Here is a 19,298-nt window from a genome sequence, read left to right on the forward strand (position 1 = left end):
GCCGAGGTCACGTCACAAGTGGGCGCCTCCTGTCGCATCGAGCCACGCTCCCGTCATCCACCGCGAGTTCTCCGATGCCACGAACGAGACCACGTCGGCTATATCCTCCGCGTAACCGATTCGCCCCAACGCCGAGCGCGCCGCCATCGCCGCCTCCGCCGCCGGGTCCCCGCGCAGCCAGGACGCGTTCGCGTCGGTGTCGACCACCCCCGGCGCGACGGTGTTGACGGTGATCCCGCGCGGCCCCAGGTGGTGGGCCAGCGTCCGCGTGAACGTGTCCAGCGCCCCCTTCGTCATCGAGTACGCGATGCCGACCGGCATGGCGATGCGCGTCGCCCCGGACGAGATGTTCACGATCCGCCCACCGTCCCGCAGCAGCGGCAGTGCGCGCTGCACCAGGAAGAACGGCGCCCGCACGTTCACCGCGAACACCGCGTCGAACGCCTCGGGTGTCACGTCCTCGATCGGCGCCGGCAACCCGATCCCGGCGTTGTTCACCAGCACGTCCAACGGCGGCAGCGCCGCCACCAGGGCGTCGAGCTCCGCGGGCAACGACGCCCGCACCGCGAAGGCCCCACCGCCGGCCTGCTCCACCACCGCCCGCGCCGCGTCGTCGTCCCGCGCGTAGTGCACGACCACCCGCATCCCGTCCGCCGCCAACCGCAACGCGATCGCCCGCCCGATCCCACGACTCGCCCCGGTCACCAAAGCCGTCTTCACCAGCACTCCAATCTGTAACGACCACTACACAAAGCCGAACTGTAGCGGACGTTATAAAATGAGCGCCGTGGTGGGGCGCAAACGCGGGTTCGACCGGGACGACGTGCTGGACCAGGTCACGCGCGCCTTCTGGCGCGACGGCTACCAGGCGACCTCCGTCGCCGACCTCACCGCGACCACCGGCGTCAACCCGCCGAGCCTCTACGCCGCGTTCGGCGACAAGCAGGCCCTCTTCGCCGAAGCCGTCGCGCGCTACCAGCAGACCTACGGCGCGTTCACCGCGCGCGCCCTCGACGAGGAGCCCACCGCACGTCATGCCGTCGAACGGATCCTGACCGAGGCCGCGATCGAGTACACGACCCCGGACCGGCCCAAGGGCTGCCTGATCCTCAGTGCACCCGAGCTGACCGGCCCGCGTGACCAGGCGAGACAGGCGGTCGAGGCCAAGATCCGGCACGACGTCGCGACCGGCGTGCTCCCCTCGGGCACCGACGCGCACCGCCTCGCCGTGTTCGTCGCCGCCACCGTCCGGGGCATGTCGTCGCTCGCCCGGGACGGCGCCACGCGGGCTGAACTGCACGATGTTGCCCGGACGGCGCTGTCGGTGTGGCCCGCACCCGTACCCTGAGAGGCGACGAGAAGGGGTGGTGCGGGTCGTGGAGCTGGCCGAGTCGCTGCTGGCGTGGCTGCACGGCTGGTCAGGTGTGCCCCTCTGCCCCGGCGACTGGGCGTGGACCGTCACCGCGTTCGGCGCGCTGATCGGCGTGCTGCCGACCGTCGCCGCGCTGCTGTCGATCACCGTCCGCCGCGTGGTCGGCAACTCCTACGGGCCGTTCACCGGCGCGATCTTCGCCGTGCTCGGCGTGGTCAGCACGCTGGTGCTGCCGTGGATGGCGTTCTCGGCCACCTACAAGCTGCTGCGCACCCGCGCGCTGCCGGGCACGGAGTCGCTGGACGGGTCGCCGTGCATGGTGACCACCCAGTACGACTACCTGATCGGCACCGACCCGATCATCACCGCGATCACCGGCCGGTCCGGGGTGCCGGACGTGGTCTTCGCCGGTGCGACGGCGCTGCTCGCCCTGCTCTGCCTGCTGTTCGTGATGCTCCAGGCGGGCTCGGCGTTCCGGCTCGGCCCGAACTGGCCGCGCCGGGTGTTCTGGCCGCCGTTCCTGGTCCTGCTGCTGTCCACGTCCGCGCTGCCGGTCACGCTGGTGGGCCACCTGCTGCTCGGGTTCTTCCCGATCGCGGTGTTGGGCTCCCTCGTCGTGCGGGTTTTCGGGTTGACTACCGCCATGCTGAACCGCCCCGGTCGCGATCGCGGGAACCCGAGCCCGCAACCCGCGGTGTCGAGAACGCCACCGCCGTCGTCCCAGCAGCCGCACCAGTCGTCGTCCGCGTCCCAGCAGCCGCGGCAGTCGTCGTCGCAGCCGCCGCGCCAGCCGCACCAGCCGCCGCCCTACAAGGTGGAGAAGCCGCCGCCCTACCAGCCCGCGCAGATCCCGCCGTACCAACCGGTCCCGCCCTACCGGCCGACACCGCCGGCACGGCACTACCCGCCGACGCGGGTCGCCGACGTGCCCGTGGAGGCGCCGAGGCCGACCAAGCCGGAGCAGCCCGCGCCGTTGGCCGACACGCCCGGTCCGCTGCCGTTCGGCCCCGGCGGCAGCAGCAGCGCGCCGGTGCCGACGCCGACGCCCGACTCCGGCAAGGTGTGGAACCCGGCGGGCGGCCGGTTCCGGCGGATCCGCCAGCTCGGCCGCGGCGGGTTCGGCACGGTGTGGCTGGCCGTGGACGAGCAGTTGGCGCGCACGGTCGCGGTGAAGCTCGCGCACGCGCCCGACAACGACACCGAGCAGCGGATGCTGCGCGAAGCGCGCGCTCTGGCCGCCGTGCGGCACCCGAACTGCGTGCGCGTGTTCGACATCGTGCAGGACCCGGACGGCCTCGCGATCGTCATGGAGTACATCGACGGCCAGCCGCTGTCGGACGTCGTGCGCGACAGCGGTCTGCTCGCCGACACGCTCGCCGCCCGGCTCTGGGTGAACATGGCGGACGCGCTGGCCGCCGCGCACGAGCAGGGCGTGCTGCACCGGGACGTGAAGCCGTCCAACGTCATCGTGGACACCCAGGGCACCGCGCACCTGATCGACTTCGGCATCGCCAGGTCGAAGGGCGACAGCACGCTCACCGCCACCGGGATGATGGTCGGCACGCCCGACTTCCTGGCGCCGGAGACCGCCCGCGGCGAGGCGGCCAGCCCGGCGTCGGACGCCTGGCAGCTGGCCGCGACGGTCAGCTACGCGCTCACCGGCCACCCGCCGCGCGGGTCGAGGGAGAACCCGATCTCCTCGCTGATGGCCGCCGCGCAGGGCGAGCCGTGCGTGAAGCTGCCGCAGCACAGCGCCCACGCCCGGCTGCTCACCAGCGCGCTGGACGCCGACCCGGCCAGGCGGCCGGCGCTGGGCGCGATCCGCACCGAGCTGAGCGCGTGGCTCTCGCAGGCGGGGTTGAGCAAGGAAGGACCGGTCACGAGGATGATCGACCGGCCGGAACCGCCGCCGCGACCCGTGCGCTGACCAGGGCCGCGACCCCGATCACCAGCGGCACGGCCAGGAGCGCGCCCGAGAAGACCAGCACCAGCGCGGTGCAGCCGAGGGCGAACGCGGCCGCGCGGCTGCGGAGGAGTGCGACGGCGGCGGCCAGTCCCGCCGCCGTCACCGCCGCGAGCGCGGTCGACGCGACGCGCATCAACGTGTCCAGCTCGACGTGCAGGCGCAGCGTCACGGCGGTGAGCACCGCGCACAGCACCAGCAAGCCGGTCAGGCCGTGCCGCCCGCCCAGGCGCGCGCCGCCCGCCAGGTAGGTGTTGATCGCGCCGAACGTGAGCAGGGTCGCGGCCACCGCCGTGACCAGCCGGGCGGACGGCCCGAACACGCGTTCCAGCAGGTCGGCGAGCGGGACGTCGCTCGTCGTGCCCGCCGTCGTGACCGCCAGCCCCAGGTACAGGACGGTGACGACGGCGAGCGTCCGCCGGGTCGCCCGACGCGGGTCGCCGAACTCGTCGGCGAGGTTGCCCGCCGCCTCCCAGCCGGAGAACGCGAAGAACAGCACCACGGCGGCGTGCCCGACGGCGAGCCACCCGTGCGGCGCGAAGGGCTCGAAGTCCTGGCGCGACACGGCCGGCACGTTGCCCGCGACGGCCACGGCCAGCAGCACCGCCAGCAGCCCGACCAGCAGGACCTGCGCGCCCGCCGACACCCGCAGCCCCGCGTAGTTGGCGGCGAACGCCGCGGCCAGCAGCACGACCCCGATCACCGCGGGGTCGCCGCCGCCGAGCGCGTGGGCGACGTAGCGGCCGCCGACCAGCGCGCCGCCGAGCACCCCGAACGGCACGCCGACCAGGTAGAACCACCACGCGACCGGCCGCGCGGCCCGTTCGCCGAACGCCGTGCGCACGAACCCGACCACGCCGCCCCGGTGGAGTTCACCCAGCCGGGCGAACGACACCGCGATCGGGACGCTCAGCGCCAGCAGCGCCGCCCACGCCAGGACGGAGGCGGGCCCGGCGGCCTCGGTGGCCAGGGCGGGCAGCACCAGCACGCCGGGGCCGAGCACCGCGCCCACGTACATCGCGGTGAGCCTCATGCCATCAACGGGAGCTTGCGGGTCAGCCGGGTGACCTCGGCGCGCGGGCCGTAGAGGGCGACCGCGACGAAGTCCGGGTCCTCGGTGCGGGCGAGGGCTTCCAGGTACTCGGGGTAGGCGCGGGAGCGGCGGGCGACCTCGGTGAAGCCGATCTTCAGCACGCCGTCGGCGCGGTGCAGGGCCTTGAGGTGGTCGGCGGACGTGGTCAGCACCGGCACCGGGTGGGTGTTGAGGCCGAGGTGCAGGGCGCCGCCGGCGTCCTCGGCGTCGTCGCCGAGCAGGTCGGGCAGGCGGGCGCCGAGGGTGAGGCCGAGGACGACGGCGGCGTTCGCGGCGAGGTTGGGCGGCAGGTCGTCACGCAGGATCAGGGCGAGTTTGGTGGGCAGCACGTCCGGTCCGTTCGTTCGGTGGATTGCGCCCAGACTTACCCACCTGAATGAATGGATCCAGGGTCACCGAACTTCGTTCGGCGGTGTTTGCCATGATCGGGACGTGGACGAACTTGATTCGGCGATCATCAGGAATCTGCAACTGGATGCGCGGCTGACCAACCGCGAGCTGGCCCGGCGCCTCGGCGTCGCGCCGTCGACGTGCCTGGAACGCGTGCGCGCGCTGCGCGAACGTGGGGTGATCAAGGGCTACCACGCGGACGTGGACCTGAGCGCGCTCAACCGCCCCGTCCAAGCCTTCGTCGCCGCCCGCCTGCGCCCGATGAGCCGTGCGGTGATCGCCAACTTCAAAGCGGCGATCGGCGCCCTGCCCGAGGTGACCGCGATGTACGTCGTGGCGGGCGACGACGACTTCCTCATCCACCTCGCCGTGCCGGACCTGGAACACCTGCACGCGTTCCTCATCGACCGCCTGAGCGAACGCCGCGAGGTCATCAGCTTCCGCAGCTCGGTGATCTACGAGAGCATCCGCAACCCCGTGCTCACCGAGCTGCCCGACTGACCTCCCGGTCGCGGTCGGCTGCGTCGAACGGGTGAAGGCGACGTTTCCGGGTAACGGACTCCTCCCGTCGGCCGAACTACGCGTTGATCCGTATGAACAGAAAAGTCAGCGAGGTGGGTCGTGTCGTCCGAGGAAAGCTGGCACGCCGCCCGGTTGATTCCCACTTCGGGGATCAACGGGGCGGATGAACAAGAACGACGGGCGACTTCCGCATTGCTGGCGGTGATGTCCGCGGTGCGCGAATTCGGGCGAACGCTCACCCAGCCGTTGGGCGCGCCCGCCGCCGCCGTGCAGACGTTCATCGAGGTCCCGTTCGAGCTCGAAGGCCGCAAGGTGATCCCCGACGGGCTGATCCGCGTGGTGCGCGGTCAGCGGTCGTGGACGGCGCTCGTCGAGGTGAAGACCGGCGCCAACCAGTTGCAGGTCGAGCAGATCGAGAACTACCTCGACGTCGCGCGGGACCGGGGTTTCGACGCGGTGATCACCATCTCCAACGAGATCCCCGCGCTGCCCGGCCGGCACCCCGCGGCGGTCGACCGGCGGAAGCTCAAGAAGGTCGCCCTGCACCACTGGTCGTGGACCGAGGTGCTGTGCGAAGCCGTGATGCAGAAGGAGCACCGGGGCGTCGCGGACACCGATCAGGCGTGGATCCTCGGCGAGCTGATCCGCTACCTCGAACACCCGCGATCAGGCGCGATGGCGTTCGAGGACATGGGGCCCGCGTGGGTGCCGCTGCGCGAGTCCATCCAGGCCGGCACGCTGCGGGCGACCGACAAGACCGCGCCCGAGGTCGCGCTGCGCTTCGACGCCCTCGTGCGGTTCGCGTGCCTCCAACTCGGCCGACGGCTCGGTGCGGAGGTGACGCCGGCGCTGACCCGCAAGGAGCTGGCCGAGCCGCAGACCCGGGTCGCGAAGCAAGTCGGTCAACTCGTCGCCGAGGGCAGGTTGACCGCCGGTGTCCACATCCCCGGCACGGTCGGCGTGCTCCAGGTGACCGCCGACCTGCGAGCCGGGCGGGTCTCGTGCCACGTCGACCTCGACGGGCCGCGGGAAGGCCGGCCGACCACCCGGGTCAACTGGTTGGTCCGGCAGTTGAAGGACGCCCCCGAAACCGTCCGCCTCGAGGCATTCGCATTGCACGGCCGCGGTGCGGGCGCGTCGGAGCTGCTGCGCAGCGTGAAGAGCGATCCGATGGCCTTGGTGGTGGACCCGGCAAAGGAGATCCGCGGATTCCGGGTCGCCAATTCCGCGCCGCTGGGCAGCAAGCGCGGCACCGGTCGGAATTCGTTCATCGATTCCGTGCTCGGCGCCGTCACGAGCTTCTACGAAGAGGTCGTGCAAAACCTCAAGCCGTGGGCGGCCGCACCGCCGCGGATCCGGCCGGAGGAGGTCTTCGCACCGCCTGTCGACGTTCCTCCGGCCCTCGTCTCCACCGCGCCGTCCTCGCAGGACGGCCCCGAGCTCAGTTCCAGGATGGAAGCCACTTCTGGGCGTCCCACACTTCCGGGGTGATCGGGATGCCGTTGAGGATCGGCCACAGCCACACGAAGTTGGCCACGACCAGGCCCACGTACAGCGCCACCGCGAGCAGGCCGGTGCCGCGGCGTTCCTTGCCGTCGGTCCGCCTGCCCAGCACCTCGCCCAGCGCCAGCGCGATGCCCAGCACCAGGAACGGCGCCATCGGCATCGCGTAGAAGTAGTACATCTGCCGGTCGACGTTGAGGAACCACGGCAGGAAGCCCGCGCCGTAGCCGACCAGCACCGCCGCGTACCGCCAGTCCAGCTTGGCGATCGACTGCCACATCGCCCACGCCAGCATCGGGAACGCCAGCCACCACAGGGCGGGCGTCCCGATCAGCATGATCGCGCCGACGCAGCTCGGCCCGCCGCAGCCCTGCACCGAGCCCTCGAAGTAGTAGAGCATCGGCCGCAGGCCCATCGGCCACGTCCACGGCTTCGACTCCCACGGGTGGCGGTTCGTCTCCGACGTCACCAGCTTGGTGTGGAAGTCCAGCACGTTGCCGCTGTAGTACCAGAGCGCCCGCAGCGGCGCCGGGATCCAGCCGTCCTCGGGGATCTTCGTGCCCGCGATGTGCCGGTCGATGGCCGTCTCCGACGCGAACCACGCCCACCACGTCGCCAGGTACGCCAGCATCGGGATCACCAGCAGCGCGAACAGCGACGGCAGCAGGTCCTTCGCGAACGCGCCGAGCCACGGCCGCTCCACCCCCGCCGCACGACGCGCCAGCGCGCTCCAGAACACCGACAGCACGCCGAAGAACGCGATGTACCACAGGCCGGACCACTTCACGCCGCACGCCAGGCCGAGCGCGACCCCGCCCGCGAACCGCCACCAGCGGAAACCCAGCCACGGGCCGTACGGCGAGTTCGTCACCCAGCCCTCGCGCACCGCCTCGGCCAGCCGCGACCGCACCTGGTCCCGGTCCACCACCAGGCAGGCGAACGCCACCACCACGAAGAACGTCAGGAACGCGTCCAGCATCCCCATCCGCGACTGCACGTGGCTCATGCCGTCCGCGATCAGCAGCACGCCCGCGATCGCCGCGATCAGGTCCGACCGCGTCATCCGCCGCGCGATCCGCACCACCAGCAGGATCGTCAACGTGCCCACGGCGGCCGACGCGAACCGCCAGCCGACGCCGTCGTAGCCGAACAGCCACTCGCCGATCGCGATGAGCTGCTTGCCCAGCGGCGGGTGGACGATCAGCTCGTAGCCGGGGTTGTCCTCGTACCCGCCGTTGCGCAGCACCTGCGCGCCCTGCGGCACGTAGTGCTTCTCGTCGAAGACCGGGGTGCCCTTGTCGGTCGGGAACCCGAGGTTCCAGAACCGCACCACACCGCCGATCAACGCCACGGTCAGCGTGATGAGCCAGCCCCTCAGGGCGTCGCTCATCCTCCCGGGTTCGAGCTGGCGGGCCCGCTGTTCGCGGTCGTTGCCCGGTGGCGGGCTCGTCGGCGGCACGTCGCCGGCGTCGACCACGTCGTCTGCGGACTGCGGTGCGATCAGGCTCACGCGCACGATCGTAGGGTGAGAGGCGTGAGACCTGTATCTGGATCAGGCCGTTTGGTGCTGGCCGCTACTCCGCTCGGCGACGTCCGGGACGCGTCACCACGCCTGGTGGAGGCGTTGGGCGCGGCCGACGTGATCGCGGCGGAGGACACCAGACGGCTGCGGTCGCTCGCTTCGGCCCTCGACGTCACGCCGTCCGGGCGGGTGGTCAGCTTCTACGACCAGGTCGAGACGGCCCGGCTGCCCGGCCTGCTGGAGGCGCTGCGGGACGGTCGGACGGTGCTCCTGGTGACCGACGCCGGCATGCCGAGCGTGTCCGACCCCGGCTACCGGCTCGTGGCCGCGTGCGTCGAGGAGGACATCCGGGTCACGTGCCTGCCCGGCCCGTCCGCGGTGACGACCGCGCTGGCCGTCTCGGGCCTGCCGTCGGACCGCTTCTGCTTCGACGGCTTCCCGCCGCGCAAGCAGGGCGAACGCCGGCGGTGGTTCGCGGCCCTGCTCGAAGAGCCCCGGACGTGCGTCTTCTTCGAATCACCCCATCGGCTGGCGGACACCCTCGCCGACGCCGCCCACGTGCTCGGCCCGGACCGCCGCGCCGCCGTGTGCCGGGAGCTGACCAAGACCTACGAGGAGGTCAGGCGGGGTGGGCTCGGCGAATTGGCCGAGTGGGCGGCCGAGGGCGTGCGCGGCGAGATCACCGTCGTGCTGGCGCCCGCCGAGGTCCGCGATACCCCGCCGATCGAGGCGCTGGTGGCGGAGGTGAGGCAGCGCGTGGCCGACGGCGAGCGGATGAAGACGGCGGCGGCGGAGGTCGCCGAGGCGGCGGGGGTGAGCAAGAAGGCCCTGTACGACGCCGCGATCAGCAAGAGCTGAGACGGGCGGGCGGTCTGCCGCGCACGGCGCCCCGGGCACTGCCCAACCCGCGGAAACCCGCTGGAAGCGGCTCCGTAGGCTTGGCCCATGAGTGCCTCCGTGCTGACCGCGGTGGCGTGGCCCTACGCCAACGGCCCCCGCCACATCGGTCACGTCTCCGGTTTCGGTGTCCCCTCCGACGTGTTCTCCCGCTACATGCGCATGTCGGGCAACCGGGTGCTGATGGTCTCCGGCTCGGACGAGCACGGCACACCCATCTCGGTGCAGGCCGAGAAGGAGGGCATGTCCACCCGCGAGCTCGTGGACAAGTACCACCGCGTGATCGCGAACGACCTGCACGGCCTCGGCCTGTCCTACGACCTGTTCACCCGGACCACCACCGGCAACCACTACAAGGTGGTCCAGGAGCTGTTCCTGGCCCTCTGGCGCAACGGCTACGTCGTCCCGAAGACCGAGATGGGCGCGATCAGCCCGTCCACCGGCCGCACCCTGCCCGACCGCTACATCGAGGGCACCTGCCCGATCTGCGGCTACGACGGCGCCCGCGGCGACCAGTGCGACAACTGCGGCAACCAGCTCGACCCCGTCGACCTGAAGAACCCGCGCTCGCGCATCAACGGCGAGACGCCGAAGTTCGTCGAGACCGAGCACCTGTTCCTCGACCTGCCGCAGTTCATCGACGCGCTCGGCGGCTGGCTGCAGACCCGCACCGAGTGGCGGCCGAACGTGCTCAAGTTCAGCCAGAACCTCATCGGCGACCTGCGCCCGCGCGCCATCACCCGCGACCTGGACTGGGGCATCCCCATCCCGCTCGACGGCTGGCGCGAGCAGCCGATGAAGCGCTTCTACGTGTGGTTCGACGCCGTCATCGGCTACCTCAGCGCGTCCGTCGAGTGGGCCCGCCGCAGCGGGGACGACGACGCCTGGAAGGAGTTCTGGACCGGCGACGCCCAGGGCTACTACTTCATGGGCAAGGACAACATCGTCTTCCACTCGCTGATCTGGCCCTCCCTGCTGCTCGGGCAGAACGGCCAGGGCGCGAAGGGCGGCGAGCCCGGCTCCTTCGGCACGCTGAACCTGCCCACCGAGGTGGTCTCCAGCGAGTTCCTGACCATGAGCGGCTCGAAGTTCTCCACCTCCCGCGGCACGGTGATCTACGTCACGGACTTCCTCAAGGAGTTCGGGCCGGACGCGCTGCGCTACTTCATCTCCGTGGCCGGCCCCGAGAACCAGGACGCCGACTTCACCTGGGACGAGTTCGTCCGCCGGACGAACTTCGAGCTGGCCAACGAGTGGGGCAACCTGGTCAACCGGTCGATCTCGATGGCGCACAAGAACGTGGGCGCGATCCCGAAGCCGACCAGCCCGACCCAGGCCGACCACGAGCTGCTGGAGCTGTCCCGCAAGGCGTTCGACGTGGTGGGCTCGAACCTGCGCCGCTCCCGCTTCAAGCAGGCGTCCACCGAGGCGATGAAGGTGGTCGGCGCGGCCAACCGCTACCTGTCCGACCAGGAGCCGTGGAAGCTCAAGGACGACCCGGAGCGCCGCGACACCGTGCTGCACACCGCGTTGCAGGTCGTGCAGGACGCCAACACCCTGCTGACGCCGTTCCTGCCGCACTCGGCGCAGAAGGTGCACGAGGCGCTGGGCGGCACGGGCGTGTGGGCGGCCCAGCCCGAGCTGACCGACGTGCCCGACCTGGACGTGCCCGACCGCGAGTACCCGGTGCTGACCGGCGACTACGCGGGCGAGCGGGCGACGTGGGCGTCCACCCCCATCGAGGTGGGCAGGCCGCTGGCCAAGCCCGCGCCGCTGTTCGCGAAGCTCGACCCCGAACTGGGTGAGACCGGCCCCGAGTGGGCCCCGATCGCGAAGTGACGAAACGCCGCGGCGAACGGCCACCGGTCCCGGAAGCCCTTCCGGCGCCGGTGGTCGACGCCCACACCCACCTCGACGCGTGCGGGGCGAAGACGCCCGAGCAGGTGCGCGAGGTGCTCGACCGGGCCGTCCGGGCGGGCGTGGACCGCGTGATCACGGTGGCCGACGACCTCGACGCCGCCCGCTGGGCCGCCGAAGCCGCCACGTGGGACGACCGGGTGTTCGCCGCGGTCGCCCTGCACCCCACGCGCACGTCGACGTTCGGCGAGGTCGAGCAGGCGGAGCTGGAACGGCTCGCCGCCCGGCCCAGGGTCGTCGCGATCGGCGAGACCGGGCTGGACTACTACTGGGACTACGCGCCGAAAGCCGCGCAGCACGAGGCCTTCCGCTGGCACATCGACCTGGCCAAGCGGGTCGGCAAGCCGCTGATGATCCACGACCGGGACGCGCACGACGACATCCTCGAGGTGCTCGACGCCGAGGGCGCGCCGGCCACCGTGGTCTTCCACTGCTTCTCCGGCGACCTCTCCTTCGCGCGCGCGTGCGTGGAGCGCGGGTTCGTGCTCTCGTTCGCGGGCACCACGACGTTCCGCAACGCCCACGCCCTGCGGGAAGCCGCACTGTGGGTGCCGGAGGACCACGTGCTCGTCGAGACGGACGCGCCGTTCCTCACGCCCCACCCGTACCGAGGTCGCCCGAACGAGCCGTATTGCGCGAACTACACGCTCCGGGACATGGCGACGCTGCGTGAGACCGACCTGGGTGAGTTGGCCACGAAGATCACCCGAAACGCCGAACGCGTCTTCGGTCTTCGTGACGCGGTGAGGTCGTAGTCCTCCTTACGACGAATGGCGGACAGACTTGCTCCCCTAACGGAGTGACTGAACTCACAAGGGTTGTCGGGGTGTTGGCACAACCCCCGTGAACCCGTTACGGTCCCGTGACCGTGCCCCGAGTCGTGATTCGGGGCGCACCCGCAGTCGGGGCGGGTCACGTTGACACCAGAAGCGAGAAGCCGAGAACGCACGGGAGTTGCCGGAGATCACCAGCTGACCACCGACATCGACCGTGCGCGTCGCCGGACTTCGCGCCTTCAGGAGGTATGGCAACCCGTGAACTCGTTCAACGAGGACACCGACTGGTTTACGCCCGTGCAGTCGACACCCGCGACCGGTGTCGACGTCCTGGACAGACCCGGGCCGCCGTCCGAATGGGACACCGCGGTGTTCACCATCACCCCGGACGACGTGCTGGAAGTGCTGGGACCGGACGCCGACGCGCTGCTGGAGAGCGCGAACGTCGACGTCGACGAGCTGATCCGGCTGATCAACGCCGAGACCACGCTCCTGCCACCGATCATCATCCCCGACGAGGTCTCCCAGGACCGGGTCGCGGGCAGCCTGGCCGCCGAGCGGCCGAGCGCCCCGCCCGCCGCACTGGTCGAAGCCGCGGGGAAGTGGAAGCGGCGCTTCCTGAAGGCCGCGGTCCTCACCGTGCTGGTCACCATCTCCGGCGGCGGCGCCACCGCGATCGCGATGGACAAGTCCGTCACGGTCGACGTCGACGGCGAGGCCACCACCGTCCGCACGTACGAGTCGACCGTCGGCGAGATCCTCGCCGACGAGGGCATCGCGATCGGCGAGCACGACGCGCTGAGCCCGTCACCCCAGGCCAAGGTGAGCGACGGCGGGAAGATCTCGCTGGACCGCGGCCGCCTGGTGAAGATGACGGTCGACGGCGAGCAGCGCGAGGGCTGGGTCCGCTCGGTCACCGTGGACGAGGCGCTGGACCAGTTGCAGGTGAACGACGAGGGCGCCTGGCTCTCCCACGACCGCAACATGGACGTCCCCCTCGACGGCCTGTCGCTCGAGGTCAAGAGCCTCAAGACCATCACGCTCTACGACGGCGGCAACGCGCCCCGGCAGATTCAGACCACGGCCGTGACCGTCGACGAGCTGCTGAAGAACGAGAACCTCTCGCTCGGCCCCGAGGACAAGCTCGAGACGGCGGTCGACCTGCGCGTCACCAACGGCGCCGAGGTCCACATCACGCGCACCGGCGTGTCGGTGATCAACGCGACGGAGGCCATCCAGCCGCCCGTCGAGGAGGTCAAGGACGACACGATGATGAAGGGCCAGAAAGAGGTCCTGGACCCGGGCGAGGCGGGCGAGCAGATCGTCACCTACCGCGTCACGGTCAAGAACGGCCAGGAGGTCGGCCGGGAGAAGCTGGGCGCGAAGGTCACCAAGGAGCCGAAGCCGAAGAAGGTCAAGGTCGGCACCAAGCTCCCGCCCGACGGTGCGGTGTGGGACGCGTTGGCGCAGTGCGAGGCGACCGGCAACTGGGCCATCAACACCGGCAACGGCTACTACGGCGGCCTGCAGTTCAACAAGGGCACCTGGGACGCCTACGGCGGCAGCCAGTACGCCGCGTACCCGCACCAGGCGACCCGCGAGCAGCAGATCGCCATCGCCACCAAGCTCCGCGACGCGCGCGGCGGCTACTCGGCGTGGCCCCACTGCCAGCAGAAGCTCGGCTTGCCGTAACAATGTGCCGGTGACACAGGACTCGACGTCGGCCGGTTCGGGGAGCCACCTCCTCGGGCCGGCCGACGTGCGTCGGCTGGCCGCCGAACTGGACATCCGCCCCACGAAGAAGCTGGGGCAGAACTTCGTGCACGACCCGAACACGGTGCGGCGCATCGTGGCGGCGGCCGACCTGCGCCCGGACGACGTGGTGCTCGAGGTCGGGCCCGGCCTGGGCTCGCTCACGTTGGCGTTGCTGCCCTCCTGTCGCGCGCTGGTGGCCGTGGAGATCGACGGCGTGCTGGCCGACCGCCTGCCGGTCACGGTGGCGGAGCGGGCCGCTGAGCTGGCCGACCGGCTGTCCGTCGTGCACGCCGACGCGATGCGCGTCACCCCGGAGCAGCTCCCGGTCGCGCCGACCGCCCTGGTGGCGAACCTGCCGTACAACGTGGCCGTGCCCGTGGTGCTGCACCTGCTGGCCGTGCTGCCGTCGTTGCGCACGGGCCTGGTGATGGTGCAGTCGGAGGTGGCCGACCGGATGGCCGCCGGTCCCGGCAGCAAGGTCTACGGCGTGCCCAGCGTGAAGCTCGCCTGGTACGCGGACGCCCGCCGGGCCGGTCCCGTGCCGCGCTCGGTGTTCTGGCCCGTGCCGAACGTGGACTCGGCGCTGGTCGCGTTCGACCGGCACGAGCAGCTGTCCACTGTGGACCAGAAGCGGCTGTTCGCCTTGGTGGACGCGGCCTTCGCGCAACGCCGCAAGATGCTGCGCGGCGCGCTGTCGGGCTGGGCAGGCTCGGCCGCCGAGGCGCAGCGGCTGCTCGTCGAGGCGGGCGTGGACCCCTCGGCGCGCGGCGAACAACTGGCCGTCGGCGACTTCATCCGGATAGCCGAGGCCGCGTCCGCCCGCTAGTCGTTGATCTTTCGGCCGAAAGTGTGATTTGCCGGACGATCCTGGTTCGGACTTGCGTCAGCCGGGCCCGGTCGGGTCTACTCGTGGTGCCATCCCGAGCGGCCGAGAGACCTGGCTCCACGACGCCGCAGCAACCACCCCTCCACGGGGGCAGGTGCTTCCGCCAGGAACGATGGAGGAATCACGTGCCCAGGATGCGAATGCTCACCCGCCGGCGGGTGGTCGACCACGGTCGCCGCACGTCGTCCGCCTGTCGCAGCCGCTGAGCAGCCGCAGGCGCCTCGAATCCCCGCGTCCTTCACCCAGGACACCTTTCCGAGCTGAGCCGTCGGTCACGCACGCCCCGGGCGTGCGCTGCCGCATGCCGTCGTGGAGCGAAAACGTGATCACTGTCGAGAACCTCACCAAGACCTTCCCCGGGAGTACCGGGCAGGTTCGCGCGCTGGACGGCGTGAACCTGGACGTCGCCGCGGGCACCGTGCTCGGCGTCGTCGGCCCCAGCGGGGCGGGCAAGTCCACCCTGGCCCGGTGCGTCGCGCTCCTGGAGCGGCCCGACAGCGGCGCGATCCGCGTCGACGGCACCGACCTCGTCTCGCTCGACGGCACCGCGCTGCGCGCCGCCCGCCGGCAGATCGGCGTGGTGCCGCAAGGGGATTCCCTGCTGCGCCAGCGCACCGCCGCGGGCAACGTCGCGCTGCCGCTGGAAGCCGCGGGCGTGGCCGGGCCGCAGCGCCGCACCCGCGTCGCCGAGCTGCTGGACCTGGTGGGGCTGACCGACAAGGCGGGCTCCTACCCCGACCAGCTCTCCGGCGGCCAGCGCCAGCGGATCGCGGTCGCGCGGGCGCTCGCCGCGTCGCCGTCCGTGCTGCTGGCCGACGAGCCGACGTCCGCGCTGGACCCCGAGACCACCGGCTCGGTGCTCGCCGTGCTGGACCGGGCGCGCGCCGAGCTCGGCGTGACGGTCCTCGTGGTCACGCACGACATGGGCGTGGTCCGGAAGATCTGCGACGACGTCGCGGTGCTGGAGGACGGCCGCGTGGTGGAGCACGGCAAGGTGCTCGACCTGGTGTCGGACGCCGCGAGCCGCACGGCCGCGTCGCTGCTGCCCGCCGTGGACCAGAACCCGGCGGCGGAGTCCGCGTTCGACCGGGTCGCGGACGTCGTGCTGATCGGCTTCGCCGCCGTGGGCGCGCTGCTGCCCGAGGCCACCGGCCGGTTCGGCGTGGAGCTCAACCTGCTCGGCGGCGGCCTGACCAGGCTCGGCGAGACCCCGGTGGCCCGGTTCCGGGTCGGCCTGAAGGGCGAGCGCGCCGACTCGGCGCTGGAGTGGATCTCGGAAGCGGGCGGCTCGGTGCGCCGGACCCTGTCGGGTCCTCAGGGAGTAGCTGCGTGAGGTCCGCAACACCCTGGTCCATCGTGTTCGACGACCTGCTGGTCGCCACCGGCGAGACGTTGTACATGGTGGTCGTCTCCACCCTGATCGCCGTTCTGCTCGGAGCACCTGTCGGCATCTGGCTTCAGCTCACCGCACCCGGTGGGCTGAGGCCCCGGCCGGTGCTGCACAAGGTGCTCGGGTTCGTCGTGGACCTGGGCCGCTCCATGCCGTTCCTGGTCCTGCTGGTGGTGCTCACCTCGCTGACCAGGCTGCTGCTCGGCAGCACCATCGGACCGACGGCGGCCATCGTGCCGCTCGCCGTGGGCGCGATCCCGTTCGTCGGCAGGCTGGTGCAGAACGTGCTGGCCGAGGTGCACGTGTCGGTGGTCGAGGCCGCCGTCACCACCGGGTCGTCCACGGTGCGGATCGTGCGCAGCGTGCTGCTCCGCGAGTCGTTGCCCGCACTGGTCAACGCCATCGGCGTGACCGCGATCGCGCTGCTGGGCTACTCGGCGATGGCCGGCGTGGTCGGCGGCGGCGGGCTCGGCGACCTCGCCGTGCGCATGGGCTACCAGCGGTTCAACGACCGCTACCTGTGGAGCACGGTCGTCGTGCTGGCGGTCATCGCCACCGCGATCCAGTTCACCACCAACCGCGTGGCCCGCGGCGTCGACCGCCGCCGCACCGCGTCCGTCTGATCGTTTTTCTCCTCACCTAAGGAATGAAATGCGTATTCGTGCTGCCCTGCTGGCCGTGCTGCTGACCGCGGTGGGCTGCGGTAGTGGCGACACCGGCGCCGCGTCCGACCCGAACGCGCCGCTCAAGGTCGGCGTGAGCCCGGTCCCGCACGCCCAGGTCCTGCGGTACGTGGCGGACAACCTCGCCGCGTCGAAGGGCCTGAAGATCGAGGTCGTCGAGTTCACCGACTACGTGCAGCCGAACACGGCGCTGGTGGACGGGTCGCTGGACGCGAACTACTTCCAGACCGTGCCGTACCTGGACACGTTCAAGGCGGAGAGCGGCGCGCCGCTCGAGTGGATCGGGCCGGTCCACCTGGAGCCGCTCGGCGTGTACTCGAAGAAGCACAAGTCGCTGGCCGACCTGCCGTCCGGCGCCCGCGTGGCCGTGGCGAACGACGCGACCAACGAGGCGCGCGGCCTGAAGCTGCTGCAGGACAACGGGCTGATCAAGATCACGCCGGGCGCGGAGAAGACGGCGACCGTCCGGGACGTCGCGGAGAACCCGCGCGGGCTGGAGTTCGTCGAGCTGGAGGCCGCGCAGCTGCCGCGTTCGCTGGACGACACCGACGCGTCCGTGGTGAACGGCAACTACGCCATCGACGCCGGCCTGAACCCCGCGTCCGACGCGCTGGCGCTGGAGAAGGCCGAGGGCAACCCCAACGCGAACGGCCTGGTCACCCGAACCGACCTCAAGGACGACCCGCGCGTGAAGGACCTGCTCGCCCTGCTCCAGTCGCAGCAGGTCAAGGACTACATCAAGGAGACGTTCTCGGGCTCGGTCCTCGCGGTGTGACGTCGGAGGGTCCTGCTGTATGACCCGAGGGTCCTGAAGGGCGGGAGAGCGTCCTCGCCGGACGGGCGGAGAGTCCTGGAGGACGAAAAGAGCGTCCTCGCCGGACGGGCAGATCAGCAGGATGACGGCGGTGGGTGGTTTTGTGCCGGGTCCGTTGTTGGTCCGGGTTTCGTGTCATCCCACCGACCTCCCGAAGGGCTACCACACGTGTCAAGGGGGGCGGCATCGGTTCAGGCCGTGGGTATCGCTGGACGGTGCCCCCCTTGACACGTGCGGTAGGGCTGCGCCAGGTCGGCGGGATGACACGAAGCCCTTCCTTTGCGTAGGCAAGCGGGTGTGTGAGCGGGAGTGCGTGACGGTTGGGTGGGCGTGCGGCTGCGTGAGGGGGAGTTGGTGGGCACGCGGTGCGTGAGCGGGAGGCGAGTGTTCCGTCGCAGGTCAGAGGTTGGTAGGAGCGGGCAACCCGGAAACGCCCGTACGCTTCATGGCGTGCTCGCTGTCGTCCCACCCCCGGTCACCGTCCGCGTCCCGGCCAAGGTCAACCTGCACCTGGCCGTAGGCGACTCCCGCGAGGACGGCTACCACGACCTGGTGACGATCTTCCAGGCCTTGTCGCTGACCGACGAGGTGACCGTCGCCATCGCCGAGGAACCCGGTGTCGAGGTGCACGGCGAAGGCGCCGACTCGGTGCCCACCGGCGCGTCCAACCTGGCGTGGCGGGCGGTGCGGGTGCTGGCCGAGCACGTCGGCCGCGACCCCGACGACCCGAAGGTCCGCGTCGTCATCCGCAAGTCCATCCCGGTCGCCGGCGGCATGGCGGGCGGCAGCGCGGACGCGGCGGCGACGCTCGTCGGGCTGGCCTCGCTGTGGCGGCTGGAGATCAGCCGGGACGAGCTGGCCGGCCTCGCGGGCAAGATCGGCGCGGACGTCCCGTTCGCCATCTACGGCGGCACGGCCCTCGGCACGGACCGCGGCGACCGGATCGTGCCCGTGCTGTCCCGCCACACGTTCCACTGGGTGCTGGCGTTCGACCGGCGGGGCCTGTCCACGCCCGAGGTGTTCGACGAGCTGGACCGGCTGCGCGCGGACGGCGACCCGCCCCGCGTAGGCGAGGCGGAAGCCGTGCTCGAAGGCCTGTCCTCCGGCGACCCGCGCCAGCTCGCGCTCCTGCTCGGCAACGACCTGCAGGCCGCCGCCGTGTCGCTGCGCCCCAACCTGCGCCGCACGCTGCGCGCGGGCGTGAACGCGGGCGCGTTGGCCGGCATGGTGTCCGGCTCGGGCCCGACCTGCGCGTTCCTCTGCACGGACGGCGACTCGGCGGTGCGGGTGGCGGCCGAGCTGGCGGGCGCGGGGGTCTGCCGGACGGTGCGCGTGGCGCAAGGGCCGGTGCACGGCGCGCGCGTCATCGGCACCGAGGAAGCGCCCCGGCCGATCCCGCCCGAAGTGCACGCGTGACCTACTCGCCCGCCTTCTTCGCCGACAGCGTGACCTCGGTGTCGCAGTCGACCACCTGACCGGCGGCGACGCTCTGCGCGGTGGTGGTCCAGTTGCGGTCCACCACCAGCAGGCGCCCCTGACCGGTCGCGTCCTGCTCGCGCAGCCGGTACAGGCCGGCGGACTGCATGGTGTCCTGGGCGGTCTGGTGGACCATGCCGACCACGTCCGGCACCGTGCACATCCTCGCGGCCTGCGTCACGGTCGGAGGTGGCTCGGTCACCGCGGTGGAGGTCGAGGTCGTGGTGGTGGTCGTCGCAGGTGGAGTGGCCGCGGTGCCGCATCCTGCGGCTGACAGGACGGCGAACGCGCCGACGACCCTGCTGAGCTGTGACATCGGACTCCCTGGTTCGGTCGTGG

General features: G+C 71.5%; 18 protein-coding genes and 1 riboswitch. Of the genes, 13 read left to right on the top strand and 5 right to left on the bottom strand.

Annotated elements, in window-relative coordinates; genetic code table 11:
* Window positions 1-12 precede the first annotated feature (12 nt).
* Window positions 13-720, bottom strand: coding sequence for an SDR family oxidoreductase (locus tag ABTZ99_RS09480; RefSeq protein ID WP_499609923.1), 708 nt, complete (start codon window positions 718-720; stop codon window positions 13-15).
* Between the two features lie 58 nt (window positions 721-778).
* Here ABTZ99_RS09480 and ABTZ99_RS09485 point away from each other — a divergent pair, with 58 nt between their 5' ends.
* Window positions 779-1,348: a TetR/AcrR family transcriptional regulator gene (locus ABTZ99_RS09485; protein WP_499609925.1), complete on the top strand. Its 570-nt coding sequence runs from the start codon at window positions 779-781 to the stop codon at window positions 1,346-1,348.
* A 16-nt stretch (window positions 1,349-1,364) separates the two neighbouring features.
* Complete coding sequence (locus ABTZ99_RS09490) at window positions 1,365-3,299, top strand: serine/threonine-protein kinase (protein ID WP_499609928.1); 1,935 nt, start codon at window positions 1,365-1,367, stop codon at window positions 3,297-3,299.
* Here ABTZ99_RS09490 and ABTZ99_RS09495 read toward each other — a convergent pair.
* Together ABTZ99_RS09495 and ABTZ99_RS09500 are read right to left on the bottom strand one after the other, a co-directional pair.
* A complete protein-coding gene (locus ABTZ99_RS09495) occupies window positions 3,250-4,368 on the bottom strand; it encodes an APC family permease (RefSeq protein WP_499609933.1) in 1,119 nt (372 codons plus the stop codon). The genes ABTZ99_RS09490 and ABTZ99_RS09495 overlap by 50 nt on opposite strands.
* Window positions 4,365-4,757 carry a DUF2000 domain-containing protein gene (locus ABTZ99_RS09500; protein ID WP_499609936.1) on the bottom strand — a complete coding sequence of 131 codons (393 nt, stop codon included), beginning with the start codon at window positions 4,755-4,757 and terminating at the stop codon, window positions 4,365-4,367. The genes ABTZ99_RS09495 and ABTZ99_RS09500 overlap by 4 nt, the downstream gene beginning before the upstream one ends.
* Window positions 4,758-4,860: 103 nt before the next feature.
* Between ABTZ99_RS09500 and ABTZ99_RS09505 the strand changes: the two genes are divergently transcribed.
* Together ABTZ99_RS09505 and ABTZ99_RS09510 are read left to right on the top strand one after the other, a co-directional pair.
* Complete coding sequence (locus ABTZ99_RS09505) at window positions 4,861-5,319, top strand: Lrp/AsnC family transcriptional regulator (protein ID WP_498783321.1); 459 nt, start codon at window positions 4,861-4,863, stop codon at window positions 5,317-5,319.
* Window positions 5,320-5,553: 234 nt separating this feature from the next.
* Window positions 5,554-6,831 carry a hypothetical protein gene (locus ABTZ99_RS09510; RefSeq protein WP_499609938.1) on the top strand — a complete coding sequence of 426 codons (1,278 nt, stop codon included), beginning with the start codon at window positions 5,554-5,556 and terminating at the stop codon, window positions 6,829-6,831.
* Here the strand turns inward: ABTZ99_RS09510 and ABTZ99_RS09515 are convergent.
* Window positions 6,782-8,353, bottom strand: a complete 1,572-nt coding sequence (locus tag ABTZ99_RS09515) for a dolichyl-phosphate-mannose--protein mannosyltransferase (protein WP_498783317.1) — start codon at window positions 8,351-8,353, stop codon at window positions 6,782-6,784. The two genes, ABTZ99_RS09510 and ABTZ99_RS09515, sit on opposite strands and share 50 nt — an antisense overlap.
* A 24-nt stretch (window positions 8,354-8,377) precedes the next feature.
* Between ABTZ99_RS09515 and rsmI the strand changes: the two genes are divergently transcribed.
* The 9 genes from rsmI to ABTZ99_RS09560 all read left to right on the top strand — a co-directional run bounded on the left by rsmI (window position 8,378) and on the right by ABTZ99_RS09560 (window position 18,899).
* Window positions 8,378-9,223, top strand: a complete 846-nt coding sequence (rsmI, locus tag ABTZ99_RS09520) for a 16S rRNA (cytidine(1402)-2'-O)-methyltransferase (protein WP_499609941.1) — start codon at window positions 8,378-8,380, stop codon at window positions 9,221-9,223.
* An 87-nt stretch (window positions 9,224-9,310) separates the two neighbouring features.
* Window positions 9,311-11,101 carry a methionine--tRNA ligase gene (gene metG / locus ABTZ99_RS09525; RefSeq protein WP_498783313.1) on the top strand — a complete coding sequence of 597 codons (1,791 nt, stop codon included), beginning with the start codon at window positions 9,311-9,313 and terminating at the stop codon, window positions 11,099-11,101.
* Entirely contained in the window at window positions 11,098-11,934 is an 837-nt protein-coding gene (locus ABTZ99_RS09530; RefSeq protein ID WP_498783311.1) for a TatD family hydrolase, read from the top strand. Before metG ends, ABTZ99_RS09530 begins: the two co-directional genes overlap by 4 nt.
* A gap of 279 nt (window positions 11,935-12,213) precedes the next feature.
* Window positions 12,214-13,647 (top strand): resuscitation-promoting factor, encoded by a 1,434-nt coding sequence (locus ABTZ99_RS09535; RefSeq protein ID WP_498783309.1) that lies wholly within the window; start codon window positions 12,214-12,216, stop codon window positions 13,645-13,647.
* A 10-nt stretch (window positions 13,648-13,657) separates the two neighbouring features.
* A complete protein-coding gene (gene rsmA, locus ABTZ99_RS09540; protein ID WP_499609946.1) occupies window positions 13,658-14,536 on the top strand; it encodes a 16S rRNA (adenine(1518)-N(6)/adenine(1519)-N(6))-dimethyltransferase RsmA in 879 nt (292 codons plus the stop codon).
* Between the two features lie 86 nt (window positions 14,537-14,622).
* Window positions 14,623-14,715, top strand: a riboswitch (SAM riboswitch).
* 203 nt (window positions 14,716-14,918) lie between these two features.
* Window positions 14,919-15,929, top strand: a complete 1,011-nt coding sequence (locus tag ABTZ99_RS09545) for a methionine ABC transporter ATP-binding protein (protein ID WP_499609949.1) — start codon at window positions 14,919-14,921, stop codon at window positions 15,927-15,929.
* Complete coding sequence (locus ABTZ99_RS09550; RefSeq protein ID WP_498783303.1) at window positions 15,926-16,609, top strand: methionine ABC transporter permease; 684 nt, start codon at window positions 15,926-15,928, stop codon at window positions 16,607-16,609. The genes ABTZ99_RS09545 and ABTZ99_RS09550 overlap by 4 nt, the downstream gene beginning before the upstream one ends.
* 28 nt (window positions 16,610-16,637) lie before the next feature.
* Window positions 16,638-17,444, top strand: coding sequence for a MetQ/NlpA family ABC transporter substrate-binding protein (locus ABTZ99_RS09555; RefSeq protein ID WP_498783301.1), 807 nt, complete (start codon window positions 16,638-16,640; stop codon window positions 17,442-17,444).
* A gap of 489 nt (window positions 17,445-17,933) precedes the next feature.
* Window positions 17,934-18,899, top strand: coding sequence for a 4-(cytidine 5'-diphospho)-2-C-methyl-D-erythritol kinase (locus ABTZ99_RS09560; RefSeq protein WP_499609952.1), 966 nt, complete (start codon window positions 17,934-17,936; stop codon window positions 18,897-18,899).
* 1 nt (window position 18,900) lies between these two features.
* Here the strand turns inward: ABTZ99_RS09560 and ABTZ99_RS09565 are convergent, their stop codons facing one another.
* Window positions 18,901-19,275, bottom strand: coding sequence for a PASTA domain-containing protein (locus ABTZ99_RS09565; protein ID WP_499609955.1), 375 nt, complete (start codon window positions 19,273-19,275; stop codon window positions 18,901-18,903).
* Between the last annotated feature and the right edge of the window lie 23 nt (window positions 19,276-19,298).

Origin of the sequence: Actinosynnema sp. NPDC002837, assembly GCF_040295345.1 — a bacterium.
Classification (GTDB): domain Bacteria; phylum Actinomycetota; class Actinomycetes; order Mycobacteriales; family Pseudonocardiaceae; genus Actinosynnema.